This window comes from Agarivorans sp. Z349TD_8 (assembly GCF_050870825.2).
GTDB lineage: Bacteria > Pseudomonadota > Gammaproteobacteria > Enterobacterales > Celerinatantimonadaceae > Agarivorans.
In genome coordinates, this window is record NZ_CP194037.2 from 94682 (window position 1) to 119916 (window position 25235).

The window sequence follows — 25235 nt, forward strand, 5'->3', positions numbered from 1 at the left end:
GAAAGCTTGATTGAAACGCTTTTAATGCCTTCCAAATCTTACAGGGCTTAGAAACCTTAGGCCTGCGTATGGAACGCCATTGTGAGAATGCCGAGAAATTAGCCCTCTACTTAAAACAGCATCCTAAAGTCGCTTGGGTTAATTATGCGGCCTTGCCCACCTGCCCTTACTATGCACTTTGCAATAAAATTGTCGGGGGGAAAGCCTCGGGTATTTTAAGTTTTGTCTTGAAGGGCGGTAAAGATGCTGGTGGAAAGTTTATTGATGCGCTGCAGATGATTTTACGTTTAGTGAACATTGGTGATGCAAAGTCTTTAGCTTGTCATCCCGCATCAACAACCCACCGTCAGCTGAATGATGAGGAGTTGGCAGCGGCAGGGGGGAGTGCCGATTTGGTGCGGATTTCGGTTGGGATAGAAAACATCGATGACATTATTGATGATGTGAGCCAAGCCCTGGATAAAAGTTAAGCAAGGCAGATTGCATATTCATATTGAGCCAGCTTTGTGCTGGCTTTTTTGTGTCTCAAATAATGAGCCAGTCGATGGGTGTCAAGCCAGAGATACATGCGGTAAAACTTACATTTTTGGATTTATCAATAATTGTTTTATAGTTAACGTTAGGTTGCAATTTGGTTAAATTTTCTGGGTTGTCGTTATATCACGCTTAGGGAAAAGTCGTGATTTCGTGAACCTGATGTGAGGCTCGGAGTTCGCAAGCAAGGAAGCATCGATGGATAATAGGATGGTTCAGCTCAAGGCAGCCGTGATTTCGCTGTTATTGATGCTGGTTTTTTTTCTGAATCCTTTTGGATTACGGAGCGCTTCAGAAAAATACAATGAAGATCTTATCATTGGTTTTAATGCCCCCTTGTTTCCGCTTGAGGCACAAGCACAGCTCGCCGTGGTGTTGCTGGATGAAGCCTTTATTCGACATTATGCTGGCCGATATCCGGTTGATTATAGCTCGCTCAATCAGCTGTTGATCCGTATTGCACACTATCAGCCAAAAGCTGTTTTTTTCGATATTCTTCAATATTACCCAAGCTCAAACTATCAAAGTTTGTGGACCGAACGGTTACGCAAGAGCAATCAAAAATTCCCGGTTTTTATGGCGAGTATTCCGCATATGGATCGTTCGGAATACTTCCAGAAAGATTCTGGCTTGCGCCAGAGCATTTCCGCCGCTAGTCAGCTTAGTGCCGTTGGTTGGAGCGATTATCAGCATTATTATCCGCTAAATTTTCAGTTGGATGGCAAAGCTTACCGCTCGGCTGCTATGGATTTATATCGTATTTGGTGCCTTAGTGAGCCAAGTGTGTGTCCTTATAGCGATGAAGATTTGGTGGAAAGCGGGCGGTTTACCGCGCCAATGATCGTGCAATGGAGTAATCAAGCGGCTGAAAACCAGTCCGATTTTGCCTACTTACCGGAAGGTGTCCAGTGCCAGCCTCGGACCTTAAAGGCTGAGCAATCGACCTTGATTAGACTCTATCGGCGCCTTCAATCCTTGCGAGATAACTTTTTGGCGTTGTTTCATTCGGGATTATCTGGAGAGGCGCTTAAAAAATCAGTAGCTTACCCTTGCCCGCAAGTGCTGACGATTTCCGCTACTAAGTTTTTTCAAGATGATCAAGCTGCCAAACTCAGGCGACTGCAGCAGCGCTTGGTTTTGGTGGGTTATGGGATCGAAGGTTCTCCCGATCTGGTGGAATCACCAGTGAATGGGTCGTTGGCTGGGGTCTTCTTACATGCCGTTGCGCTCGATAACCTGATTAATTTTGGTGAGAACTATTGGCATGTGCCTGCAACCATCGATGGCTTAGGGATTAATGTGAGCGATCTTATTGAAGGAATACTACAGACTATATTTTTATATGCGGCCCTCTATTATCGATTTCACTATCTGGAGAATAGCGCTTTAAACGCCGTGGCTAAGCCGCATCAGCATCATTGGAAAGGACTCATCATGGCCTTGCTGGCGATTTTGTTGACCTTTCTCTGCGTCTTATCCGCATATCAGTATTTGAAATACGGGCCGGTCAATTGGTATGCCTTTATTCTAATTTTATTGACCATTATCCCTACGTTTTTACACCAATTATTCGCTCAGTTGATGGCTTTCTACTCCAATCAATTGACACTTTTCAAGTGCGAGTTGCTCCATATGTTCTATTCGCCATTGTCGCGGATGGCGAAGTTGACTTGCTGCTGGAGCTTAATCAAAAACAACAAATTGATCTTGCTGGCTTTGCTCGGTTTAGCTTGGTTGACTGGCTTGGTGTTGACCCATTGGTTCTATTACGCGGCGGTATTTTTGCTGAGTCTGCTTGCCTTGATCGGCTTTCATGACTTGGTATCACGTTTGATGAAAGGAAAGTAATGGCTGCCTAAGCCATTTATTGGAAGGAGAATATGATGAGATTACGACTTTATTTCAGCTTACTCTTACTCGTCGTGGGTTTGCTTTTACTACCACCAGTGCAGGCGCTATCGTTGGTTGGCGCTAAAGTGTTGCGCTTTAAGTACGATCCGATAGAGCTTTGTTATCGAGACTCGCAGGGAGAGTTTACTTGTAAAGAAAGCCCTCATAGTGAGCTTCCCAATTTGCAAACAAGCTCGTTAACCGTGTTACAGCATATTGTTGACCCTGGTATGGTCGAGTTAAATATATCGGGGGAAAAGGTGTGGATCTTTCAAGACAGCGTCGAAACGGACAAAAAGGCAAAATCTTTAGGACCGTGTGTTACGCAAAGTCTTTCTAACGACCAAGGGACTAAGGTCTACGCATCGACTGGATTTGGAGAGGGATGCTAGCCATGAAGATATTGAAAATCATCTCTTTTACGCTGCTGTTAAGCGCTTGTGCCACTCAGAATTTTCCGTCGTTGAATTTGGCCTCGACCAATAAAGTAGACCAATTTGAGGGCGAATTTTTGGACAGTGAAGACGTTAGCTTAGCGCTTCAAGCAAGTTCGCTCAGTGAACCCGATGATTTAGCTCAGGATGTGATACTCAGCCAAGATCGACTCAGTCATCAACAGTTGCTGCGCTACTTTGATGGGATCTTAAATCAGTTGTTATCTAGTTGGCCGGGTCATCGACCCGAGATTGATTTGTCGATTGAACTTTCGCGAAGTTACAGCGCTTACGCCACCCGCCAGCAGATCGTGCTATCGATGGGGATGATCTCTGATTGTGAGACAGAAGCTGAGATTGCTTTTGTGATTGCCCATGAGCTTTCGCATATTTTGTTGGGACACAATAATACCAACGCCTATTTTAAGCGACAGCATGAAACGGTTGAAGAAATGGCCCAGCTGGCAAACTTAGGAATGGCCATTGGCGATCTTGAAGTGAGTCGCGATCAGCAACAGATTAAAGTGGAGAGTAAGAACAGCCAGCACACGCAAAATACCTATAAGGACATATTTAAAACCAGTTTAGCGATTAATCGCCTGAGCCGGGATGTGATTAATTCCAGTATGAGCCGAGAATATGAGGATGAAGCCGATTTATTGGCCATCGACCTGTTAGTGAGAGCGGGTTATAACCCACGAGCCTACGACGTGGCGTTGCAACGACTTGAAAGTAGCCAGACTTTCACTCAACAGCAACTGCTGCAGAAGAAACAAGAATATCAAAAAGTGGTGACTATTTTATCTGAGTCAAAAATTCCGCAAGATGATTCCTTGTCACAGCGCTTGATCTATTATGCCGGTAACGAAGCGGCGACTCAGGCTTTACAAATTTTTGCGCAACGCCATCGTTCCGCTCAGTTACGTAGCGCGGATCTGAGTAAGTACATCCAACGCCAATATAAAGCGAGTTCAATTAAGCTGCGTCCTTTACATCAACAACGTTACCAGGCGCAGGTTAAGTCTGGTACCGATGTGCAAATTACCCGCAATTATTGGCATGCAAGCAATGCCATTCAGGCGATGCAGCAGGGCGATCTAGTGAGTGCCGAAAAATCGGCTAGAAAGGCGGTGTCAAAACCAACCAGCAGCGATGGCTATCCTCGCATAGTGTTTTCTCAAATTCGTTTACAACAGGGTCAATTGAACAAGGCGGTAAAGAATCTCGATTTAATTAAGGATTGGAAAAATTTGTCTTTGGAGTCAAGTCTCTATGCGGTGAAGACCTATCAGTTGGCTGAGCGTTATCGCCAAGCGGAAAAAATTTTACGGCAGACCCAAGCGCAATTGACCGAGCAAAGTATTTTGTATCCACAGTGGGTGAGTTTGTATTATCAAGAGAACGATATTGAAGCTTTGAATCAGTGGTTAGATAAATGTCGAGCCGTCGGTCGTAAAGATTTGAGTTTACGTTGTAACACGGCTGCGAAAATCCCAGTGGTGATCCCCGAACAAGCGACGCCAACAGAGTCGCTGCTAGAAAGGATCAATACACTGTTTTAGTATTGCGAACCAGCTGTTTGATATAGCTGTGGAAAAAAAACACTTAATGATGATTTAATGTATAAGTTGGCTAGAATAAAAATGACTAATCAATTAAATAAGCAAAGCGTAGGGACTGTATGAAAGCTTTGGTGATTGTGTTTTTGTTTATTTGCTTTCCCTTGATGGCGGGATCAACCATGCGGATTTCTGCTGCAGCTGGTGCCAATGCGCTACCAGAGGTGCTGGATATGGTCTCTTCCGCATATGCGATCATGGGCTATAAAATTGAATTATTGGGAATGCCGGCAAAACGTGCCTTACGACAGGCTAGAGACAACCCCAATATTGATGCCGAACTTGCCCGTAGTCAATTGGTGGAAAACTACTTGACCAACTATATTCGAATTCCGGTTCCGGTCAAAACGCTGGTAGTATCCGCATTTGTTGTCGATGACAGCATTCATGTGAGTCAATGGCAGCAATTAACCCCCTATCGCGTAGGCTTGGTGCGAGGTCATTTGGCTTTTCATGAGCAGCTAAAAAACCATCCTGCTGTGGAGTATTTTACCAGTGCCAATCAAGCGATTACGATGTTAGAGCGGGGTCGCGTAGATGTGGTTATTTTACCGAAGCAGATCGGAGAGTATGCGATTAAAAAGTATTGGCATAAACAGACTAGAGCCGTCACTCCGCCGATCGACCAGATTTATTTATATCATTACTTGAATCAAAAGCATCAGGCTATTGCCTCAGAGCTCACGCACATTCTGCAGCAACTCACGATTCAATCTGAATAAGCAGATTCGAATTTGACTCTGTTGCATGGATGGTGGTTTGTTCAAACTAAACTTCTGAAGATAAGAATTGACCAATCTCATGCAGAGCATGCGTGGGTGAATGCCATTGATAATGGCGCTTTTTTTTGGTGCTTGTGGTGACGGATTGGAACATGAACAAAATGTAATGTGATCGCCACCTTGCGGTAAGGAGGGATCGCTTATAGTGAGTGCAGTGACATAACACAGGACCACAAGTGATGAGATCCCCCATGAAATTATCAACAAAAATCTGTCTGGCGGCTGCGCTTGCATTCAGTTCTACCGCAGCGATGGCCGATGACGAGGCGTTATCTGCTTTAGCCATTAAGCGGGCCAACTTTAGCTTAGAGCAGGCTATCGAAAAGGTTCACAATACTTACGCTGGACAAATTACCGAACTTGAGTTGGATGACTATCATGGTCAGGCCGTTTATGAAATAGAAGTCGTGAACCTAAACCAAGGACAGCAACACAAGCTTAAATTGAGTTTGAGCGATGGCGAAATGTTAAAAAATGAAAGCCGCAAGTTGACGCTGTTAGGTATCAGTAAATTGGATGAGGATGAGCGTTTAGCGCTGGAGCAGCTAAGCCAAGCAGATTTTTCTTTGAGCCAAACGGTGGCGATGCTTAGCAGTAAGTTTCAGGCGCAAGTGCTAGAGTTGGAATTAGAAAATGAAAAGGGCATCACTTATTACAAATTCAAGTTACTCGGTGAGCAAGGTAAGCAGCGAGTGATTGTGGATGTACTAAATGGTGAAACCATTCCGGTATTGAAACACTAACAGGTTTGAATTATCACGAATCAGTGTTGCCGTTACCTCGATCAGGTAGTGCTTATTGGTTTATTGGGGATGAGTTATGGGGTGGGTAAGGCCGCCCATGACCCATCTGAGGTCAAGCAATCAAAGGTAAGTTAGGTGCGAATATTAGTTGTTGAAGATGATCGAACCACCCAACAGTTTTTACAACGCGCTCTCAGTGAGCAGGGGTATCTGGTGGATGTTGCCAGTGATGGTCAAGCGGGGTTGTTTTTAGCCTTAGAGCATGACTATCAATTGTTGGTGCTGGATCGAATGTTACCTAAACTGGATGGTTTAAACCTGTTAAGCACTTTACGTGATGCCAATAAAACACTACCGGTGTTGATCTTAAGTGCCTTAGATAGTGTTGATGAACGGGTCAAAGGTTTGCGTCAAGGGGGAGATGATTATTTAGTGAAACCTTTCGCCTTAGCCGAGCTATTAGTGCGGATCGACATTCTGTTAAAGCGTCCGCGAGGCCCAGCTGCGTTCGCCAGCAATCGGCTTCAAGTTGCGGATCTTAGTATCGACTTGCTGGCGCGTCGGGTGTGGCGTGGTGAGCAGGAAATTTTACTGCAACCCAAAGAATTTAAGTTGTTACACTATTTAATGGAGCATGCAGGCCAAGTGGTGACCCGAACCCTATTATTTGAAGCCGTGTGGCATTATGATTTTGACCCCCAAACCAATGTGATCGATGTGCATGTGGCACGTCTAAGAAAGAAGGTAGAACTGGATGGCCATCGACCACTGCTTGAAACCGTTCGTGGTGTGGGTTACCGAATGCTGGCAAAATAATTTTAAAGCCAGCTCCATTTGGCGACTAACTGGTATTTATACCGGCTTATTGATGCTGGTGGTGGGTATTTTACTGTGGGTTCTTTACCAGTTGAGCGTGGGGCAGTTAAGTCGTAGCCAAGCCCAGCAAATTAGTCAGTTGTTACAGCAGCAAACCTTATTGGCTAAAGAGTTACAGCCAGCAGATTTTATTCGTCAGTTTGAGCTGCAAGCGGAGCAAGCTGGACAGTTTGTATTAGTCTTTATTAGCCCTGAGCGCAGCTATGGTCGTTTACAGAGTATTCCTTCCCAAATCAGTGCTTGTCCGACGTTGAGCCGTTTTCCGGTGTATAGCTACAACGAAATTCGTTTATTTTCTGGTTGTGTTGAGTTGCTCAACACTGGTCGTTTGCTGGTGGCCACCGACGATGAAGCGCTGGTTGAGATGCGCGAGCGCTTCATTCACGCCAGTATGATTGCCTTAGCTTTGGCTCTGGCCTTGGGACTGCTTACCGGATGGTGGTTCTCGGCTCAGTTATTACGCCGAATTAACCGGATCAATCAAGTTGCTTTAGCCGTAGAGCAAGGGCAGCTGGATGCGCGAGTGCCCTTGAGTCGCCACCACGATGAATTTGACCATCTGGCGAAACATATGAACAAAATGTTGGCTCAGCTAGAGTACTCTTTTCAGGCGATTGCAGGGGTTACCGATGCGATTGCTCACGATTTACGAACCCCCTTAGGACGACTGCGATTGGCTTTAGAGCAAAGCCTCATTGATGTGGAACATCAGCGGCTGAGTTCGACGCAAGTATCCGCCATGTTAGCCGAATTAGACGGCATATTAGTCACTTTTAGCGCCATGTTAGAGTTGACTCGCTTGGAGCAACACCAGCAACAGGCACAGTTTAGTGCCGTGGATTTAGTTCAAATCGCGGAGGATGCCATCGAGTTATTGTTGCCGGTAAGCCAACAGCAAGACCAGCATTTATGTTTGTTTAATGCTCGCGCGGCAAAGCCCTTGCAAGGGGATCCCAGTTTATTGTTTCGCGCGATCTATAACTTATTGGAAAACGCCAGTAAGTATGCCGGACCACAGACCCAAATTAGTTTTGAGTTCAGCGGTGATGGCTTTATCGTCAGCGACAATGGCCCTGGTATTCCCGAGATGGAAAGCGAGAAGGTCTTCCAACGCTTATATCGTTTGGAGAGTAGCCGTCATAGCCCCGGTTACGGTTTGGGGCTGCCCTTAGTTCGGGCGATTGTTGCTTTGCATGGTGGTGAGATTAAACTCAGCGATAACCAACCGGGACTTAGAGTCAGCGTGAGTTTTAGCCAAAATGAAGCTTTTGTATAAGCCGCCTGTTGGCAAAAGTAATGGCGGAATGTCCAGCCATTACCTGAGTACTTGGTGTTGGTTTGCTTCTCTGTTTTAGACACTCGCGCTAAGCGAGCGCCTTGCGATGGAGTACTCGCTTGATCAAGGTGAACAGAGCAATGCTTTCCCCAGAGAGTGACAACGCGAGTTGATTATCACTTAACCCTGGATCGACGGCTAAGCCTAATAGCGCATTTCCCAAATAAGCGGTGTTGGCATCGGGGCTAGAAGCCAAGGCCTGTAACGTAGTGAGAGTGCTGGTTTCGGTGGACTCATCGCCTTTGTAATGAGCAACGTGTAACGAGGCAGCTAAGCTGGCAAATTGATTCAGACTATCGCCAGTCAATCCCATTTGAGCCAGATAGCGACGATATAGGCTGAGCATACCTTGGTTGATAAAGTTTTCTTTATATTCGGCAAAGTTGCTCATGGAAGTGATGCTATCGATGAAGAGACTCGAGATATTGAAGCTTTGATCCGCGATGTTTACATCCACTAGACGATAAGGGCAGGGCGCAGTGACGGTGGAGCCTGTTTCTACATCATATAAAAGAGTTGAGCCATCCCCATTATAATCAGCCATGCTGGCATCTTGCGCATGAAAATGTCCGGTAAAAACTAAATTTAAGCCATAAGCTGCCAGCATCGCACCGACGGACTCATAGTCATCAATCAGGTATTCCGGGAAAATGGTCCGTTGGCTGGCAAAGTGCGCAACGAGGCCATGGTGTTGCATCCCAAACACTAATTTGTTTTGTGCCTGTGCTTCAGTGAGTAGTGGTTGTAGCCAACCCAGTAAATCATCAGATAAAGCGCCAGAGGTTTCCGGGGAGCCGAGACTGGCGTTATCTTGATACTTGCAAGAGTCTAGTGCGACCAACCAAACCCCGCTAGTTGGCTCGGCGATATAGCTCAAAGAGTTGTCGTGTCGATAGAGTGCTTGCTGGTAGCCAAAATCTGCATATAAAGAGGCAAATTGTTCAGCATTGACAGTCTCGACCGCGCTCGTTGTATCGCCATTAAAGGAGACCGCGTCGGGATTGTTGATGTCGTGATTGCCCGGTATGACATACACTTTTTTCCCCGCATCGCGTAATGGTTGTAATAATTCGAGTGCTTTTTGGTGACACACGAGCTCGCCATCTTTGGTAAGGTCGCCGGGGATTAACAATGCATCCAGCTCCGGTTGTTGCAGTAACTGCTGCACAATTGCACTTAAGATTTCACCGCTTTGGAGGAGCATTTTACGATCTTCTGCGAGGTAATTTTCAAGGGCCTGCCCAGTCGTACCTAATGCGAGGTTATAGACGTGAGGATCGGAGAGTACCGCAAAGCGCAGGGTGTCTGAAGCGCTGCGGCTTTGTGAGCTACTGCTCTGGTGACATGCGCTTAAGCTGTGACCCAGAGTGATAGTAGAGCCTAGTAATGCAGTGGTCTTTAAAAATTTTCTTCGATTAAAATTAGTCATGAATTTTCTCTTTGATTGATGAAAGATGAATTCACGCTAGGCTGGTCGGATGACTATTGGGTGACAGAATTATGAAAGGCTTTTTTTTATTGATTTAGAACAAACAGATAATGAATTCAGGCTTAAATATGGTTTGAGAATTTTGAATTATTGTCTTTAGGACTTGGCGACTTATATTGATTCATCGCCACCGCCAATAGTAAGTAGATGACCGCCAACAACCATAAATGAGTAAAGTGGTTTTGCACTTCAGTAAAGCTGGCGCCCATTTGGTTGAGCTTTAATAGGCCCAGCACCATTGGTTTGGCGGGAACTAAATCGGCTAGCATGTTGATTGGCATCGGGATCGCGCTCTGTGGCCAAATAAATCCGCAGCCAAATACAATCGGCAGAGAACTTATCAAACCGACCACCGTGGCGTAATCGCGTTTTGGTAATAGGGTTGCGATACACATTGAAAAACCGCAGCTTGCAAGCAGAAAGGGCAGCAGCATGGCCGCGATGTCTGCCATATGTCCCCAGAGGTGAACCTGGTAATAATCAAGTACAAAACCAAGATAGAAGCAGCTGAGTACGCTGTAGAGGGCCACAAACAACAGGCTGCGTACCAGCACCAACTTCCAGGCGGGCACAAAATGCAGATAATTGGGTTTGAGTGCAGGGCGACTGGGAGTGGCGTGTAGGCCTACGGCGATTAACAAAGTTTGGTGTAACAAGATAATAAAGACAGCGGGTAATACATAATCTAAATAGCCTTGATTGGCATTAAAAACCGGATTGCTACTCAGCTTGATGGGCGTGTGTGATTCGGCGGCACCTTTAAGAGGGATGCCTTCGATAAGCATTTTGCTGACCTTGGTTTGCGCCGCTAAAGTACCAGCGGTGGTACTTAGGCCTTCTACAATGGTGCTGTAAACTAAGAAATAAGAAGCATCGCCAGCATAGGAGAGCGCTGGAGAGCGGTCCTGCAATAGGTCACGATAAAAGTGTTTCGGGATCACCAGTAAGCCGCCAACACGGCGTTCCACTAGCAGTTGCTGAGCCTGTTCAATGCTGGCCACCTGTGCGCTTACTTTGATCAGTGGGCTGGCATCGACCATCCTAAGTAGTTGCCGACTGAACTGACTGCCATCGTGATTGACCACTGCTATCTGCTGTTCTCGAGGGCTTTGTTGCATATAGGGTCGAGGGTAGAGAAAGGCATAAAACAGCAAGCCCCCAATGGCGGTGAGTAACAGGGCTCGATTGGCGAGCAGCCGCCGTATCTCTAGCCGCAGCAATAGGTAGCTGTTCATGATACGGACTCATCAGGTTGTGATAATCCCTGAAAACGCAGCTTGACTAGCCATGCCGCGCTGACGAAAGCCAATAGGAATATCAGCAAGTGGCTGAGTGCGGGCAGTGATTGCAACATTGGTGCCCCATAGTTTGCCTGAGTGATTTGGATTTCGATGTAGTGGCAAACCGGAATTAAGCTTCGCCAGAATTGGGCAAACCAAGGCATATCACTCACTGGGAAGGTCACCCCCATAAAGGCGAAACTTGGCGCGGTGAGGGCGGCGGCGAAACTTAAAGCGCGAGCAAGATCTTCAAATAATAAGATAAACAGCAGGGCAATGGCTTGTGAGGCCAATACACAAAGCACTAAGGCCAGCAATAGGATGCTCCATGAGCCCCGCATTGGCCAGTCGAAGCTGGTAAACATTAGGCTACAAAACAACACTCCTTGTAGCCATAGTAAGGCGCCAAAAAATAATAGTTTAGCGGCAATTTTCTTGCTGGCATCCTTTTTAAGCCAAGACCGAAAACTTTGCTCACGCAGTTCTGCGCCAAGGGCGAGTACCATCACCACCATGCAGAGCACTTGCCAAAAAGCTGGTAGGGCTGCCGAAACGATAAATTGAGCGTAGTTGCTATTGCCGTTAAACAGCGCACTAATTTGGTTGCGAATGGGGACAGCTTGGGCCAGTGCTTGCGAGGTTTGAGTATTCCCTTGGCTGAGGACTCTGAGCAGTGCAACTTTGGCATTAAAAGTGGCGTGGCTTTTTTGCAATGCCGAGTTGATTTGCTTACCCACCACCATCAGTTGGCCATTATAATAGGCGGCCACGGTAGGTGCCTGACCCAGTTTGGTATGTTGCTCAAGCTGATTGGGGATAATGAGTAACGCGTTCACTTGACCAGTGCGGAGCAGGGCCCCTGCCTCCACTTGGTCGGTTACACTCTGCACCTGCAAGCTTGGGCTGGCATCATAGTGGGCGATAAGGCTACGCGACAATTGGCTGTGATCATGGTCGACCACTGCGATGGTTAAATCTCGGGTAAGCCCTGCGGAAAAAATCCACCATAACAGTACAAATAACAGTAAGGGAACCCAGCTGAGCAAGGCGCTTAACCATGCATCTTGTCGCAGCTGGTGCCACTGTTGCGCCAGCAGTTGTGAAAAGCGAGGTGATGGTGAAGACATCAGCAGGTTTCGCCTAGTGTTCAAGAGTGATAATGGCACTCATGCCGACTCGCAGTTGCGGTACTGCTTGGGTGGGCCTCGCTTCAATTTCAAAGGTGCGCAGGTCAAACCCGGTGCGACTGTCGGTGGCCCGCCAGGTGGCAAAATCCCCCATTACCGCCACATGGGAAACTTTAAAATCAACCTGTTGATTATTTAAGGCGGGCAGCATGGCACTAAACTGCTGATCTTTCTGAAATCGGCTGAGCTGATCTTCGCGCACATGTAAAATCAGCCAGGCATCTTGCATGTCGATGATTGAAACGACTGGAAAACCTGTAGGGGCTAGCTCGCCTTGCTGCAGCAAAATTTGACTGACTTCGCCAGCGTGCCAGCTTTTCACTAAGGTATCACTGGCATAGGCTTGCACTTCGGCCACTTTCCCAGCGGCAGCTCGCAGCTGTTCGACGGCGGCTTTTTTGGTTTCGTCACGCGCGCCAGCCTTGGCCATTTGATACATTTCGGATGCCGAATTTTCAGTGTAGCGGGCTGCTTGCCATTGGGTATAGGCTTCGTCGCGTTTTTGCTCAGAGACCACACCGTCTTTAAAGAGGTTATTGACCCGTTGATAGGTCTTTTCGCTTAGCTGAGTGGCCGCTTGAGCTTTTTGCCATTGATCTTTGGCCGCTGATATTTCTTGGCTGCGAGCCCCATTTTCAGCCTGTTCGGCGATTGCCGACGCGGCTTGTTGACCGGCTTTGGCTTGCTCTAGTTTGGCTTCGAGTTCAGGACTGGTAATTGAGAAGATCAGTTGTCCTGGCTCAACCTGTTCACCCTTTTTAACCAAGACTTGATCGATCCGTCCCGCTACCTTTGAAGAAATGTTGTATTGCTGGGCCTCGATTTGCCCCTGCAGAGTTTGTGCCTGCGGTTGATAGGCTTGCCAAAAGGAATAGCCGACCCAAGCAATAATTGCCAGTAACGGTGCGATGGGTAATAGAGCGGAAAACTTACGCATAATCAGGCCTTAGTTAAATCGATAATATTGTGAAAACCGGTCCATTTCACCACTCAGTGCAGTGAGCTTAGCCAACGCGATAACATGATTATAAGCTGCCGATTGGCGTTGGGTTTTGACCTTCGCCTGAAATAGTTCAGCATCCACCACATCTAATGAGGTGGCTAAACCTTGGCTAAAAGCCTTGAGACGGATCCGCAGGTTTTCTTGCGCTAGGGCGAGGCTGGATTCCAGACCCTGATATTCTTCTAAGGCTTGTTCGGCTTCGCGGTAGGTTTTTTCAACGAGTAGGCTCAGGTCTCGCTCGGCTTGAGCATGTAAATAATGGATTTGGACAAGGTTGCTATGGGCGGCTTGTACTTTGCCCGAGCGACCGCTGTTATCGACTAAGGGCACTGATACGCCAAGGCCGACCATCCAGTCAGGCGAGACTTTAGCTGCCAGACTGTCTCCTTCGTAAAGTTGGTAGTTACCAAACATGTAAACCTCTGGCTGGTAAAGACTTTTGGCAATAATCTGCATGTTTTTGGCCTGCTCTGCCTTGCTGTCGAGAATCGCGAGGCCGGGGTAGCTGCTGAGTGTTTTTGACATAAAAGCTGCGAGGGCTGGGATGCGAGGTTCGGTAAATAGCTTGGTGGCCGGCTGGATCGCCGTGTCTTGATGTAATAGCTTACTTAAGGCGAGTTGCGCGATTTGGTAGTTGCGCAGCGCTTTTTTGGTATCAACTTTGGCCTTATCGTAGGATGCATCGGCCTGCAGACGTTCTACCAGCGCGATTTGTCCTTGTTGCTCTAGCTTCATCGCGTTGCGTCGATGTTTGGCGAGACCATCTTCGACTTCTTGGTAGGTTTGGGCGACCTGAGTGGTGAGAACCACGCCAAAATAGACGCGAGCCAAATCTTCAAACTTCGCCTGCTGTCGCATCGCTAAGATTTTAGCGGCTTCGATATGTTGTTCGCGCGCGATATCAATCGCGGCACCGCGTCGGCCGCCCAGGTAAAGCGGCCAAATAGCGCGGATGGAACTGGTGGTGATATTTTGCTCGGTGAAGTTGGTCGTCGTGGGTAACTGAAGTAGCGGTCCAAGAATTTGTGCCAGCACTGGGTCTAGGGTACTTGGGTCGAGCGAGGCCAGAGGTTCTAGGTCTTTGAGATCGAGCGCGACTGGTTTCTCCAAACGGGTATAGCTGCCGCTGAGATCTATTTTGGGGTAATACAGATCGGTCGCTGCATCACGCAAAGCCTCACTGCGCGCCAAATTGGCTTTATCGGCGGCTAAGCTGTCGTTATGTTGCAGTACTTGTTGCCAGGCCTGCTCGAAACTCATGGCCTGTGCTGTGGAGATCAAGATGAATGCGCTTGCGCCAAACCAGCAAGTCGCGGTAATCGCGCAGCGTAAAAAGTACCTCATCAGTATGGTCGGTTCCTATCTAATTAGAATATTTACTCTAGCTTAATCCTTAAGGCTGGTTCAAGCCTTTCGTGGTTGCAATGTGCGTCTGGACAAGCCTTAGTGTAAATCCTTTTATAAGCCGATTACTGGGGCAGCGTCGCGTTATTTGCTAAGGATCTTGGTCACTGTTGATCATCATGAGATTGAGCAATAGCAGTTTTGTTTCAATTGACTGGCTCTTTACTCAATTTAGGCTCTGAGAGCCCGCGATAGATGGGAGTAGGAAGCAGGGCTTCAGTGGTGGTTTTGTCACGAAGCTGTGCTATCTGCTTATGTGCTTGTCTGGAAAAATAACAATAGAGATATCGACGCCACCATGACAGCTGATGTTGCAGCAGCTAAGACGAGATTGTGAAGCAGGGGCCATTGTCATGCTGGTGAAGTCTGCGAATAACAGGCTGGCATACCGAGTGGCCTTTGCTTGAGTAGCCGGCTTTTTAAGCTGATTTTTTATTGTATTAGAGCACCAATTAATTCATAAATATCAAGCTGCTGCTTTAGCCTGCAAGCAATGTGCTGCAGATATCATTTGCTTAGGAGTAACAAAGACGATAAAAATGGAAACCAAGCGATTAGTCCTTCGGCAATGGACTTGTGCAGATTATCGAGCGTATGCGCAATTGAATGCAGATCCCAGAGTGATGCGCTATTTTCCGGCAGTCCTTTCAACCCCGGAAAGCGACCAACAAGCCAAGCGTATTCAAAATCTTATTTCAGAAAGAGGCTGGGGGTTTTGGGCCCTTGAGTTGAAATCGACGGGCCAATTTATTGGATTTGTTGGACTGCATCAGTAAGATGACACTAGCGGCATTCCTGATGCGCCATTGATTGAAATTGGCTGGCGTTTATCTTCAGACTGTTGGGGACTCGGCTACGCCCCCGAAGCGGCGGAAAAAGCCTTGGAATTTGCCTTTTTAAAGTTAGCTGTGACTTCGGTGTATGCATTTACGGCAATACAGAATCGAGCCTCTCAGCGGGTGATGTTGAAATTGGGGATGCTAAATACTCAGCAAGATTTTAATCATCCTCAATTATCGGCTGGACATCGATTGGAGCGGCATTGCCTGTATCAAATCACGAAACAACAGTGGCTCGAAAAACAGCCTTTGTCGGTTTTTTCACAAGCAAAAAGCACCGGACTCAGCGCTTCGAAATCTTAGCGAACGATCATTTCCGTATGCTTAGTCTTTGGCTAAACAGGGAATAGCAAGGCAGAGCGGCAATTATGGATAAAGGGAGTTGTGTGGTTCGATTCAACGCAGATTAACTGGCGATATTAGCAACGTGATTCATTGTCAACGCAGATTAACTGCCGATTTACCGTGTTATCAAGAAGATGAATTCTCTCGTCAAAAATGCGACTCGCTTGGCTTGAGTCATGGAGCGCAGCTAATCAAGTAATCAGGAAGTATAAACTGTGAAGCAAATGATGAAATACGACAATAGCTTTGGAAAGTGGCTTTACTCGGACCTTTCATACCGTTTGAGAGGGCCGTCCCTATGCCAGTCTTAGCACTGCTTGCCGCTTGTGGTGCGGGTTTTCTTTGGGGAACGGGGGCATTGGTGGTGAACCTATTGGTGGCGCAGCATGGTTTCACGCCAGAGAATATATCATTTTGGCGTTTTGCGATTGGTTCTGTGGTTTTGCTTGGGATCTTTGGTAAAAACATTCATTGGCGCTTGGTTCAGCCGGTTTTAGGTCGCTTGACGATCGCTGGTATCGCAATGGCTGGTTATGTATTGTGCTGGTTTCTCGGCATCGAGCGGATGGGCGCAGCAGTGCCGACTCTGATCGCACTTTGCCTGCCTCCGGTTTTAGTGACTATGGTTGCGGTTGTTCGAGGCCAGGAAATCATTGACCGTCAACTCTTCAGCGTATTGGTTGCGGCGATTATTGGCACCATATTGATTGTGTTTCAGCATGGCGAGGCGAATACCGCGGCAGATTTTAAAAATGTGGTCATCGGCATCGCTTTCTCGCTGGTATCGGCTTTTCTTTATGCTGGATTTTCGATGACTAGTGGCCGCTTGTCGAAGGTGTTAGGCGCGGGCCAGTCAACCACCTGCCTCACCGTCATTGCGACACTTGTGATGGCGATCTTTGGACTGTTTCGACCATTAAGCTGGCCAGTTGCGGTCCCACCACAAGCTTGGTTTCTATATTTGGGCGTGGTGACTGCGGCTCTGGCGCTGTTGGCATTTAGTTGGGGGGCTGCCAAACTGAGCCCAACAACCCTTACCGTCGCCACGCTTTTAGAGCCCCTCACCGCGGTAGTGCTCTCGGCTTTCATCCTCGGAGCTCAGATGAGTCACCTGCAACTGCTGGGCGGCGGATTGCTGATGCTCAGTATTTGGGTGCTTGGCAAAAGAGCTAGCCCGGTTGATTCGTAGTGGAAGTTAGCAATCTACGTGGGTACCTTAAAGTGAGCGACGGTCCGCTGCGGGTACACCGTATGACTGTTTATGAAGGCTAAATTAGCTCCGTGGTTGTCCCTTAGCCCATTTGTCTGCGGTGCAGGCAGGATAGAGCCAGAAGGTGTTCGATGAAGGTGTCGCTCAGGGACATTGAACTGGGATCTCGTCAGGTTCACGACAACCTGTCTCCTTATTATATTTCTGATAGGTCCGAATACATGGGATGGCCCCTGAATGAACAGGGCCCGTTTAATCATCGATCTGGCTGGTATTAGTCACTCCCTCCTGATTGATTGTTGTGCTTATTGCGCTCGATCAAGGACGTTTGCGCGGGGCGATTTTGGATGTCTTTGACGAAGAACCTTTGGCCGCAAAACATCCTTTATGGCTACATCCCAAGGTTTCTGTGACCCCCCATATGGCTTCTGAAGCGTCGAATACGGCAATTGTGAAGCAGCTGCTGGAAAATACCCGTCGATTTTCCCAAGGCCTGGCTTTACTGCATCAAATTTAGCCTGTGAAAACACTAATAAATGGGCCCGAGCTCTTCCAGTTGGGTAAGGTAGACCCGAGTATCAAACTCTAGCTGGTGGTAGTTGGGCAGCATATGCTGACAGAGCTGATAGAAGGCTTTGTTATGCTCTTTTTCTTTGAGATGGGCCAGCTCGTGCACCACAATCATCTTTAAAAAAGGTTCCGGAACTTTTTGAAACAGTTTGCTGATGCGAATTTCGTTCTTGCTCTTGAGTTTGCTGCCTTGTATTCGGGAAACATAGCTATGTAGGCCCAGCGCATGTTTTACCACATGAATTTTTGGATCGTAAATCACCTTGCTTAAGGGGGCCGATTTACGAATATAACGATTTTTTAACTCGGTGGCGTAGTCGCGTAGCTCTTTGTCATTATGGATTTGGTGGACCTTGGGGTATTTGTTCAGTAAAAACTCGGCTAATTGTTGCTGGTCGAGTAAGTACTGGATCCGGTCACTTAATTCGCTGGGGTAGGCACTGAGGTATTTAAGAGTCGACATGGTCGGGCTGTGGCTCCTGTGCAAGGGTTAATTCAATACCCACTCGGCGCTTAAGGCCGGGCGGGGCTGGCGCACTATAACGAATTTGGCGCCAAGGCTTAAGTTTATTTGCGGTTCAGCAGCGTCACGGCCGCCACCACCAGACCGATGCCGAGGATTTGCCCCCAGCTGACCGAGTGTTCTAATAAATAGCAGGCCATCAAGAGGGTAAAGATCGGCCCGACACTGCCAGAGATGGCGGTTTTTTGTGCGCCGATTCGATGGATCGCTTCGCTAAACAGAAAGGAGGGGATCATCGTTGAAAACAGCGCATAGCCATAAACGGACGGAGCATAGTGGTTGAGCTGAGTTGAACTATCTTGCAATGAAAAGTGAACAAAGATAGCTAAACTTGCGGCAATCATCGCAATACAGGTAAAAGCCTGGCTACCGATTTGACTGACTATTGTTTTACTGAAAACCAGATAACAGGCAAAGCTAAAGGCGCTGGCAATCACCAGCCCGGTGCCTAGCAGTAGATCTTGATTGACCATTTGGCCCTTGGTTTCACTCCACATCATCATGGCAACACCTAACCAGCTGAGAGGTAAAGCGAACACCACCAGTCGTTGTGGTTTTTGGCGGTAAATCAGCCAACTCAGGATGATGGTAAAACTGGGGTAGGCGTAGAGTACCACACGTTCCAAGGGGGCTGAGACATACTGCAATCCACTTAAATCCAAATAGCTGGCAAGGTAGTAACCGCTGATGCCAACTGCTGCTGCCTTTAAGAGGTGGCTGGCGATCGGCTTGTGAGTAAAATGGCCCTGTTGCCACCACCATAAGCCAAGGCCGACATAGAGCGGTAAACTAAAGGCCATGCGCAGGGTCATTAGGCTAGTGGGGTCGATGCCATGTTGGTAGGCGAGTTTTATCCAAATGCCTTTCAGTGAAAATAAGGCGGTTGCGAGTAAGGCAAACAGTAAGCCAAGACTGCTGGGAGCAAGGGGGATGCGCCGTCGTGTGGCAAAGCGAAAGTAGTGGGTAATATTCATGTCTTGGCTGCCTTCTATGGAGAGAGAAAGAGGCTACGAAGGCATATTCACCGGCTGCGCTTCGCAGCCAGTAACAATTAAATCTTATTGTTCACCGCTGCTTGAGTTCTGTGCCACCACAGATCAAGCCCTTGACACCTCGCATTGGTGCGGAGCGGCTTACTGTTGCTTAAGGTGTGATGGAATAAGTGCATGTTTTGATCCTTGATGGTGGATCTTTAATCTAAGTGGAATGCCCTGTGAATTCAAGGCGGTATTTTGTTAAATCGGGATAAAGCGCTGGTCAAACAGGCAGCGCCGCTCCACTGAGGGCGCTGCGATGCGGCAAAGAAATTAGTTTATCCCTTGTCCGGCTTGGTTTATTTTTGATCTGGCTCTGGCTCTGGCTCTGGCTCTTAACAGGGCGTGTCCGCTAAGGAAAGCCAAGCAGAGTAACAGTGCATAGGCACTTTGCCAACCGAGTTCGAATAACAGCAGAGCACACAGGGCTGCACTAAATAGTGCGAGGTAGCGAGCCACTCCCGGCAGAAGAATACTACCGGCGAGCATACTGAGTAGGTAGACCACAATAAAATTGCCATTGGCGTAGCGGATCAGGTGCTCTAGGGGTAAGTCGAGGAGCCAAGCAGCGATACAACTGAGTCCGCAGGCACCCACGATGCTAAATAAGGCAGTTGTTGGCACCTTGCTCTTAGACAAATGTGCAAATAAGCTTGGCAGTTGCTGTTCGTCGGCCATACTCCATATGAGCCGAGCAAAACCTTGTATGTAGATGTTAATGCTGGCAAAACAAGCCAAGTAACCTACCATCGCCGCCAGCCATTTGGCCTGCGGGCCAAACAATATGGCGACCAAATGGGGCAGGGATTGAGTATTCGCGTATTGGTTGCCAAAGGCTCCGTATTTTAAAACCACCACCGAGGCCGCCCAATAAACAATGCCAGCCAATAGCGCGCCGAGTAATAGCGCGATCGGAAAATCCCGTTCTGGGCGGCGAAACTCTTCGCCCATGTGGGCAAAGGCTTCGATACCGACAAAACACCAAAACATAACGGTGAGTGCTGGGGCGATACTGGGCACATCAATATGACGGGGAAGCTGTACATCGGTCAGGTGAATATCGGCTTTCCACCATAACATGCCCACCAACGTGATGATGGCAATAGCGATTAAACCCTGTACATTTCCAGATAGTTTTGCGCCTCCTAATCCCAAGAGTAGCATTGCGAAGAGGCTCAATAGTTGGATTGCCAGTGCGCTGAAGGCGCTGAGCTGAAACAGTGATTGCCAAAAACCTGTGGCCATCACTAAGGCTGCTGGCAAACCTACGGGTAGCACCGAAATAAACAGAAAGGCGGTCATCTTTTCTGCCCGGTCACCCAAGGCTTTTCCTACAAAATGGGCCGCACCTCCGGCATGGGGGTGACGCTTGCCGAGTGCGGCAAAGGTAAAGGCAATCGGTAATACCAGTGCCAGCAATATTAACCATGCCACCAAAGCACTTCGCTCGGCGATACTGGCGGCCATGGCTGGTACCACAAAAATTCCGGTTCCTAATAATGAGGTCGCGAGTAAGGCGACACCTTGGCCAATACCCAATTGTTGATTTAAACGGCTCATCCTAGACTCTGTTTGATAACGGTTAGCTAAAGATGATAACGCCGAACCGCAATTTTGCTAGCTGTTAAGTCAACGGAATTGCGCGACAGAGTGTCGGTACTGACCGTGAATTTAACGGTGAGTGTGGTGAAGTTTGATGAGTCGAGTCGATGGCAGAGGATGCGTTGAATTTGAGCAATATCAAGACATTTTTAAGGACGGTGTTCATCCTCTTAGCTTACTGGTATTCTAGCCCAAATACCGTTTAACCGCTGTGATGACTTCCAATAAATGGTAAGACAAAACAATGGCTTAGATTATTTTATGAAACATAGACTTTAATTTTATAGCGAGATAAGCATGTCTGACAGTCAGCCTGATGACCAATATACCGATTCCTTTCAACAGCAACAGGGCTTTGTCTCGTTGGTGGGAGCGGGTCCCGGTGATCCTGAGCTATTGACGGTCAAAGCGGTGAAACGGATCCGCTGCGCCGATGTGATTGTTTATGATCGCTTAGTCTCGCAAGAGATTCTTGATTTGGCCTCACCCACAGCCGAGATGGTGTATGTGGGTAAAAAGTTGGACCATCACTTTGTGCCGCAAGCCGAGATCAACCAAATCTTGGTTGAGCAAGCCACGTTGGGTAAACATGTGGTGCGTTTAAAGGGCGGCGACCCGTTTATTTTTGGCCGCGGTGGTGAAGAATTACAAGCTTTGGCCGAGGCGACGATTCGCTACGAGGTGGTACCTGGTATTACGGCTGCGGTAGGCTGCACCGCCTATGCGGGGATTCCACTGACCCATCGAGACCACGCCCAGAGCGTGCAGTTTATTACCGGTCACTTAAAACAGCACGGTGAAGATATAGATTGGCCTTCTTTGGCCCACGCGAATCATACCTTAGTATTTTATATGGGCTTGAAGCAATGTCCGCAGATCCAAGCTAATTTGTTGAGCAATGGCTTAGCGGCTAGTACTGCTTGTGCGATTATCGAACGCGGTGCCACGCCACAGCAACGGGTTTTCACGGGTTGTTTGGCGCAATTGGCTGAGCTGGCGGCGCAGGCCGAAAGTCCTTCGCTGATCGTGGTGGGTAGCGTGACCAAATTACATCAGCAACTGGGGTGGTTCAAGCCAGAGCTGAGCGATTGATTTCGTTCGATTAATAAAGCCGAACATCGCCCGACTTTAGCTTGGTTAGCGAATGGTTTAATCAGCCTTTTTACGGCGAAAAAGACCTTTTAGCAGCGCCCCTAAACCGACCACAATAATAACTGCAAATTTCTTTAAAAATAACAAGGCGACAACAAAGAAACCAGTTTTAGCTATCACTTTCCCTGCCACTAAAGCGCCTAGGCCGTAGGCCGCCACTTGGTCGATATCGGGATTGAAATCGAGATAGCTAGAGCCTTGATCGAAGTTGGCTAAAGCTAATACCGAATCCAGATTTGCAGAGATGGTTGCCAGCTGATCCATGTTGGCAATAAAGTTTAGTACTAACACACCTTTTCGACCTAAGATCCGAATGTTGTAGTTTAGGGTATGGACTTCTTGGTCGCCAAATTTGAGTTCTTTTGCCCAGTGTAGTTTATGGTGACTAGCATCATAGTAAGGGCTTGCTGCCCAGCCGACTAATTGGATGCTTTCATAGCCTTGTTCGATCCGCTGCTGGTTATCGGCCTTGGTATCGGCTTGCATTTCTTGCAGTAGTTCAACATAGTCGATGTCTTCGGCATCGCTATCTGAAACGTAACCATCTTCCTCGTACTGGATACTGACTGCCCATGAATCTGAATCAAAAGGGGTATACTCTGCGGGGAAAAGCATGCCTAAAACCTGCTGTCCCGGTGGATTACCCCACACTTGTTCCAGTACCGTTTTTGAGTCTTCCGGATTTAAGTAATAAAAAGAATCGGGAACGTTCAAGGTGGCGTTGGCATCGGAAATGACAATTTCACCGGTCTGCCGATCTAAGGACTGCCAGATCCCACGCGCCCACTGTTGGTAGTCTTGATCGTTTGCATCGTTGCTGCTGGCCGTTGCGGATAAACATAACAGCAGGCTGCTGAAGATGATTCGGTAAAACATAACTATCCCTGTTCTCATATTTGATGTCGGCGGCTATTGTAAATGACTTGCTGCCTATTTTATTGATTCAAATCTCCATCGTTACAAGTAGTTGTAAATGAGCTACTTTTATTTGCTAGTGCCATGGATGGTGTAAGATGAGACGCATCAGGCAATGCGACTCTCATGAGGCTCATTTCATAGACTCAATGCCTAACACATGAGCAAGGGGGCTCGCGAAGCGCTTTGAACGACAAAATAAGGGGCTGGAATATCAAATCATATGTCTACGATGTGTTTTGTGGTGAATTTGCCGCAGGCAATCCTTGTGGCGTGGTGGTGCTCGAGCGCTGGCTGAGTGATGCTGAGTTACTCGACTTAACCAGAGAAATTGCCCAGCCAGTGACATCTTTTGTACTTGTCGAAGACAAAACTTACCACATTCGGTGGTTTTCACTGCTGGGTGAAATAAACCTTTGTGGGCATGGCAGTCTGGGGGCGGGGGCCGAAATCATCAAGCGCTACCAGCGCAAGCAAGTCGACTTTCAAAGTCGTTATGGTCAGCTAAGGGTATCGGAGAACCAAGGTTTTTTTTCAATGACGCTACCTAGCTGGCGGGCAAAACCATATGCCTCAAATATGCTGGGCAATGAATTTTTGCTACCTAAACATCGGGATGTATTTACCACCCGAGATATGGTTCTTGTTTTGGATTCTGAAGCGGCTGTAGCGAGTTTTAAACCCGATTTTGAACAGCTCAAATTAATCGAAGATCAGCATGCCTTTATGGTGACGGCACAATCCAGTGATAATGAGTATGTACTGCGATACTTCGCCCCCAAGATTGGGATCCCCGAAGATCTCGCAACTGGCTCTGCGCATTGTTCTTTGGCGCCCTATTGGTTCGATCAATTAAAGTGTCGAGAGCTATATGCACGCCAGCTTTCCAGCAGTGGTGGACAATTTAAAATCGAAAAAGCGTCGAATCAGGCCATCGTGCTTTCTGCTCAGGCGAAACCACGGATCTAGTTTAGGCGATTGAATGGGACCTCAAAGGTCTTGTTTTTCCTGTCATGCCACCAACGGCCAGCTTAGATCTCGCCCCGAACATTTCTGTTAAACAAGTGATTCTGAGGGATGACTGCTTGTCCATTTTAATGACTGCTTTTAAAGGCTTCGGTCAATATCTATCGCCATGTCAACACTTATTGGTAAATGTTAATTAAGATCACGCGTCGAAATAATTTATGCTGTATTTTGTTGCAAATTGATATCCATCAAAGTTGTATGGTTATTTCGTGTTACTGTGCGCAAACAAAATAGCAACGTTTGATCAACCATAAGTAAAGGAAAAATAAAATGAAAAAGACGTTATGTGCGATTGCTGTTGTTGCCGCATTCAGTTCTAGCAATGTATTGGCTCACGAGAAAGGGGATTTCTTTGTGCGTGCCGGGGTTGCGAGTGTGATACCGAATGACAGTAGTGATGGTATTTTGGGGACTTCGAGCCAGTTGGCGGTTAATTCGGATACTCAATTAGGCCTGAACCTTGATTATATGATGAGTGATAATGTTGGAATAGAGTTGCTCGCCGCAACACCTTTCTCGCATGAGATTTCTACCGATCTGGGGGGGCTTGGAAATATCGGCAAGACCAAACACTTACCGCCAACTTTAATGGCGGAATATTACTTTGGTGATTCGCAATCAGCCTGGCGTCCTTACATCGGTGCGGGGGTGAATTATACGACCTTTTTTGATAGTTCTTTTAATAGCACAGGCACCAATGCCGGTCTCAGTGACTTGAGTCTTGATGATTCTTGGGGACTTGCTGCGAATATCGGGGTGGATTATAAACTCAATGAAAATTGGTTCTTAAATGCCTCGATATGGTATGCCAATATTGAAACCACTGCTCACTACAAAGCGGGCACGGAGAGTAAATCTACAGATGTGAAGATCAACCCAGTTGTGGTGATGCTCTCTGGTGGCTACAAATTTTAATGATGCGCGATTGAAAGAAACGCGAATACATTTTTCTTGCGCAGTGCTTGATTAGCGCGGTATCAAAGGATCAAAGTATTGGCTGTTAAATTTGAGTTTTATGGTCTAGTTTTTTTGACTACGGGCCATAAAGCACAAATTAAGCGAATTGATTGGCGGCTAACTCGATGAGTTAGCGCTTATTTCAAAACTCGTATAATTTAATCTACTGTTCAATATTTAGTTTCAAATTTTAGGGAAATTGCAATACCTTCAACTAAACGCTTGCTGTCATTCCCCAGCTAGAGTCCCGCTGCTTAAAGCCTGTTAGTTTGTTGAATGAACTAGTTTACTGCATGGATCTCGGCTACTGCGCTTAGCGTGATGCTATATGCCATCATCTATAGTGCGCAGTGACATCAGCCCTTCTTTTCTGAGCATTGCTCTGCTTCAGGATCTTAGCTCTTTCTTGGATAAGTCTCGCTTAAAAAATTCAGGTGAAATTTAACTTGCTTCAATCTTAGTAATCCATAGAATGCACATGA

Annotated in this window: 21 protein-coding genes and 2 pseudogenes; 14 read left to right on the forward strand and 9 right to left on the reverse strand. The window is 47.3% G+C overall.

Features of this window, described 5'->3' with window-relative positions; translation table 11 throughout:
* Positions 1 to 23: 23 nt before the first annotated feature.
* The 8 genes and pseudogenes from ACRRS1_RS00430 to ACRRS1_RS00465 form a co-directional block, all read left to right on the forward strand.
* Positions 24 to 470, forward strand: a pseudogene (locus ACRRS1_RS00430) (PLP-dependent transferase); the annotation flags it as partial.
* A gap of 262 nt (positions 471 to 732) precedes the next feature.
* Complete coding sequence (locus ACRRS1_RS00435; RefSeq protein WP_432468611.1) at positions 733 to 2382, forward strand: CHASE2 domain-containing protein; 1650 nt, start codon at positions 733 to 735, stop codon at positions 2380 to 2382.
* Between the two features lie 32 nt (positions 2383 to 2414).
* On the forward strand, positions 2415 to 2816 hold the full coding sequence (locus ACRRS1_RS00440) for a hypothetical protein (protein WP_432455172.1): 402 nt from the start codon (positions 2415 to 2417) through the stop codon (positions 2814 to 2816).
* A 2-nt stretch (positions 2817 to 2818) separates the two neighbouring features.
* Entirely contained in the window at positions 2819 to 4420 is a 1602-nt protein-coding gene (locus tag ACRRS1_RS00445; RefSeq protein ID WP_432464137.1) for a M48 family metalloprotease, read from the forward strand.
* Positions 4421 to 4539: 119 nt separating this feature from the next.
* Positions 4540 to 5199, forward strand: coding sequence for a substrate-binding periplasmic protein (locus ACRRS1_RS00450; RefSeq protein WP_432455170.1), 660 nt, complete (start codon positions 4540 to 4542; stop codon positions 5197 to 5199).
* Between the two features lie 251 nt (positions 5200 to 5450).
* Positions 5451 to 6002 (forward strand): PepSY domain-containing protein, encoded by a 552-nt coding sequence (locus tag ACRRS1_RS00455; protein ID WP_432464138.1) that lies wholly within the window; start codon positions 5451 to 5453, stop codon positions 6000 to 6002.
* Between the two features lie 135 nt (positions 6003 to 6137).
* Complete coding sequence (locus ACRRS1_RS00460) at positions 6138 to 6818, forward strand: winged helix-turn-helix domain-containing protein (protein WP_432464139.1); 681 nt, start codon at positions 6138 to 6140, stop codon at positions 6816 to 6818.
* Positions 6757 to 8154, forward strand: a complete 1398-nt coding sequence (locus ACRRS1_RS00465; RefSeq protein WP_432455167.1) for a sensor histidine kinase — start codon at positions 6757 to 6759, stop codon at positions 8152 to 8154. Before ACRRS1_RS00460 ends, ACRRS1_RS00465 begins: the two co-directional genes overlap by 62 nt.
* An 88-nt stretch (positions 8155 to 8242) precedes the next feature.
* On the opposite strand, the gene ACRRS1_RS00470 is transcribed toward ACRRS1_RS00465, so the two are convergent.
* The 5 genes from ACRRS1_RS00470 to ACRRS1_RS00490 all read right to left on the reverse strand — a co-directional run bounded on the left by ACRRS1_RS00470 (position 8243) and on the right by ACRRS1_RS00490 (position 14517).
* Positions 8243 to 9643, reverse strand: coding sequence for a metallophosphoesterase family protein (locus ACRRS1_RS00470; protein ID WP_432468610.1), 1401 nt, complete (start codon positions 9641 to 9643; stop codon positions 8243 to 8245).
* Positions 9644 to 9765: 122 nt separating this feature from the next.
* Positions 9766 to 10938: an ABC transporter permease gene (locus ACRRS1_RS00475; RefSeq protein WP_432468608.1), complete on the reverse strand. Its 1173-nt coding sequence runs from the start codon at positions 10936 to 10938 to the stop codon at positions 9766 to 9768.
* Positions 10935 to 12110, reverse strand: a complete 1176-nt coding sequence (locus ACRRS1_RS00480) for an ABC transporter permease (protein ID WP_432468607.1) — start codon at positions 12108 to 12110, stop codon at positions 10935 to 10937. Before ACRRS1_RS00480 ends, ACRRS1_RS00475 begins: the two co-directional genes overlap by 4 nt.
* 13 nt (positions 12111 to 12123) lie before the next feature.
* A complete protein-coding gene (locus ACRRS1_RS00485; protein WP_432468605.1) occupies positions 12124 to 13107 on the reverse strand; it encodes an HlyD family secretion protein in 984 nt (327 codons plus the stop codon).
* 9 nt (positions 13108 to 13116) lie between these two features.
* On the reverse strand, positions 13117 to 14517 hold the full coding sequence (locus ACRRS1_RS00490; protein WP_432468604.1) for a TolC family protein: 1401 nt from the start codon (positions 14515 to 14517) through the stop codon (positions 13117 to 13119).
* A gap of 599 nt (positions 14518 to 15116) precedes the next feature.
* Here ACRRS1_RS00490 and ACRRS1_RS00495 point away from each other — a divergent pair.
* The 3 genes and pseudogenes from ACRRS1_RS00495 to ACRRS1_RS00505 all read left to right on the forward strand — a co-directional run bounded on the left by ACRRS1_RS00495 (position 15117) and on the right by ACRRS1_RS00505 (position 17488).
* Positions 15117 to 15719 (forward strand): annotated as a pseudogene (locus ACRRS1_RS00495) (GNAT family N-acetyltransferase).
* 340 nt (positions 15720 to 16059) lie between these two features.
* Complete coding sequence (locus tag ACRRS1_RS00500; protein ID WP_432460601.1) at positions 16060 to 16950, forward strand: DMT family transporter; 891 nt, start codon at positions 16060 to 16062, stop codon at positions 16948 to 16950.
* 322 nt (positions 16951 to 17272) lie between these two features.
* The gene (locus tag ACRRS1_RS00505; protein WP_432468602.1) at positions 17273 to 17488 is read left to right on the forward strand and encodes an NAD(P)-dependent oxidoreductase; all 216 of its coding nucleotides are present in this window, start codon (positions 17273 to 17275) and stop codon (positions 17486 to 17488) included.
* 12 nt (positions 17489 to 17500) lie between these two features.
* Here ACRRS1_RS00505 and ACRRS1_RS00510 read toward each other — a convergent pair whose 3' ends face one another.
* The 3 genes from ACRRS1_RS00510 to yjeH form a co-directional block, all read right to left on the reverse strand.
* The gene (locus ACRRS1_RS00510) at positions 17501 to 18004 is read right to left on the reverse strand and encodes a M48 metallopeptidase family protein (protein WP_432460603.1); all 504 of its coding nucleotides are present in this window, start codon (positions 18002 to 18004) and stop codon (positions 17501 to 17503) included.
* 104 nt (positions 18005 to 18108) lie between these two features.
* Positions 18109 to 19038 (reverse strand): DMT family transporter, encoded by a 930-nt coding sequence (locus tag ACRRS1_RS00515; RefSeq protein WP_432468601.1) that lies wholly within the window; start codon positions 19036 to 19038, stop codon positions 18109 to 18111.
* 333 nt (positions 19039 to 19371) lie between these two features.
* On the reverse strand, positions 19372 to 20658 hold the full coding sequence (gene yjeH, locus ACRRS1_RS00520) for an L-methionine/branched-chain amino acid transporter (protein ID WP_432468599.1): 1287 nt from the start codon (positions 20656 to 20658) through the stop codon (positions 19372 to 19374).
* A gap of 339 nt (positions 20659 to 20997) precedes the next feature.
* On the opposite strand from yjeH, the gene cobA reads away from it, so the two are divergent.
* The gene (cobA, locus tag ACRRS1_RS00525; protein ID WP_432468598.1) at positions 20998 to 21792 is read left to right on the forward strand and encodes a uroporphyrinogen-III C-methyltransferase; all 795 of its coding nucleotides are present in this window, start codon (positions 20998 to 21000) and stop codon (positions 21790 to 21792) included.
* A 57-nt stretch (positions 21793 to 21849) separates the two neighbouring features.
* Here the strand turns inward: cobA and ACRRS1_RS00530 are convergent, their stop codons facing one another.
* Positions 21850 to 22728: a DUF2167 domain-containing protein gene (locus ACRRS1_RS00530; RefSeq protein WP_432455155.1), complete on the reverse strand. Its 879-nt coding sequence runs from the start codon at positions 22726 to 22728 to the stop codon at positions 21850 to 21852.
* 225 nt (positions 22729 to 22953) lie between these two features.
* Between ACRRS1_RS00530 and ACRRS1_RS00535 the strand changes: the two genes are divergently transcribed.
* Both ACRRS1_RS00535 and ompW read left to right on the forward strand, forming a co-directional pair.
* Entirely contained in the window at positions 22954 to 23736 is a 783-nt protein-coding gene (locus ACRRS1_RS00535; protein WP_432455154.1) for a PhzF family phenazine biosynthesis protein, read from the forward strand.
* Between the two features lie 330 nt (positions 23737 to 24066).
* Positions 24067 to 24711, forward strand: coding sequence for an outer membrane protein OmpW (ompW, locus tag ACRRS1_RS00540; RefSeq protein WP_432455153.1), 645 nt, complete (start codon positions 24067 to 24069; stop codon positions 24709 to 24711).
* Positions 24712 to 25235 lie beyond the last annotated feature (524 nt).

Bases quoted from the DNA above. Each gene is read 5' to 3' on its own strand.
- ACRRS1_RS00435 (WP_432468611.1), top strand. From the start codon at position 733: ATGGATAATAGGATGGTTCAGCTCAAGGCAGCCGTGATTTCGCTGTTA.
- ACRRS1_RS00440 (WP_432455172.1), top strand. From the start codon at position 2,415: ATGATGAGATTACGACTTTATTTCAGCTTACTCTTACTCGTCGTGGGT.
- ACRRS1_RS00445 (WP_432464137.1), top strand. From the start codon at position 2,819: ATGAAGATATTGAAAATCATCTCTTTTACGCTGCTGTTAAGCGCTTGT.
- ACRRS1_RS00450 (WP_432455170.1), top strand. From the start codon at position 4,540: ATGAAAGCTTTGGTGATTGTGTTTTTGTTTATTTGCTTTCCCTTGATG.
- ACRRS1_RS00455 (WP_432464138.1), top strand. From the start codon at position 5,451: ATGAAATTATCAACAAAAATCTGTCTGGCGGCTGCGCTTGCATTCAGT.
- ACRRS1_RS00465 (WP_432455167.1), top strand. From the start codon at position 6,757: ATGGCCATCGACCACTGCTTGAAACCGTTCGTGGTGTGGGTTACCGAA.
- ACRRS1_RS00470 (WP_432468610.1), bottom strand. From the start codon at position 9,643: ATGACTAATTTTAATCGAAGAAAATTTTTAAAGACCACTGCATTACTA.
- ACRRS1_RS00475 (WP_432468608.1), bottom strand. From the start codon at position 10,938: ATGAACAGCTACCTATTGCTGCGGCTAGAGATACGGCGGCTGCTCGCC.
- ACRRS1_RS00480 (WP_432468607.1), bottom strand. From the start codon at position 12,110: ATGTCTTCACCATCACCTCGCTTTTCACAACTGCTGGCGCAACAGTGG.
- ACRRS1_RS00485 (WP_432468605.1), bottom strand. From the start codon at position 13,107: ATGCGTAAGTTTTCCGCTCTATTACCCATCGCACCGTTACTGGCAATT.
- ACRRS1_RS00490 (WP_432468604.1), bottom strand. From the start codon at position 14,517: ATGAGGTACTTTTTACGCTGCGCGATTACCGCGACTTGCTGGTTTGGC.
- ACRRS1_RS00500 (WP_432460601.1), top strand. From the start codon at position 16,060: ATGCCAGTCTTAGCACTGCTTGCCGCTTGTGGTGCGGGTTTTCTTTGG.
- ACRRS1_RS00510 (WP_432460603.1), bottom strand. From the start codon at position 18,004: ATGTCGACTCTTAAATACCTCAGTGCCTACCCCAGCGAATTAAGTGAC.
- ACRRS1_RS00515 (WP_432468601.1), bottom strand. From the start codon at position 19,038: ATGAATATTACCCACTACTTTCGCTTTGCCACACGACGGCGCATCCCC.
- yjeH (WP_432468599.1), bottom strand. From the start codon at position 20,658: ATGAGCCGTTTAAATCAACAATTGGGTATTGGCCAAGGTGTCGCCTTA.
- cobA (WP_432468598.1), top strand. From the start codon at position 20,998: ATGTCTGACAGTCAGCCTGATGACCAATATACCGATTCCTTTCAACAG.
- ACRRS1_RS00530 (WP_432455155.1), bottom strand. From the start codon at position 22,728: ATGTTTTACCGAATCATCTTCAGCAGCCTGCTGTTATGTTTATCCGCA.
- ompW (WP_432455153.1), top strand. From the start codon at position 24,067: ATGAAAAAGACGTTATGTGCGATTGCTGTTGTTGCCGCATTCAGTTCT.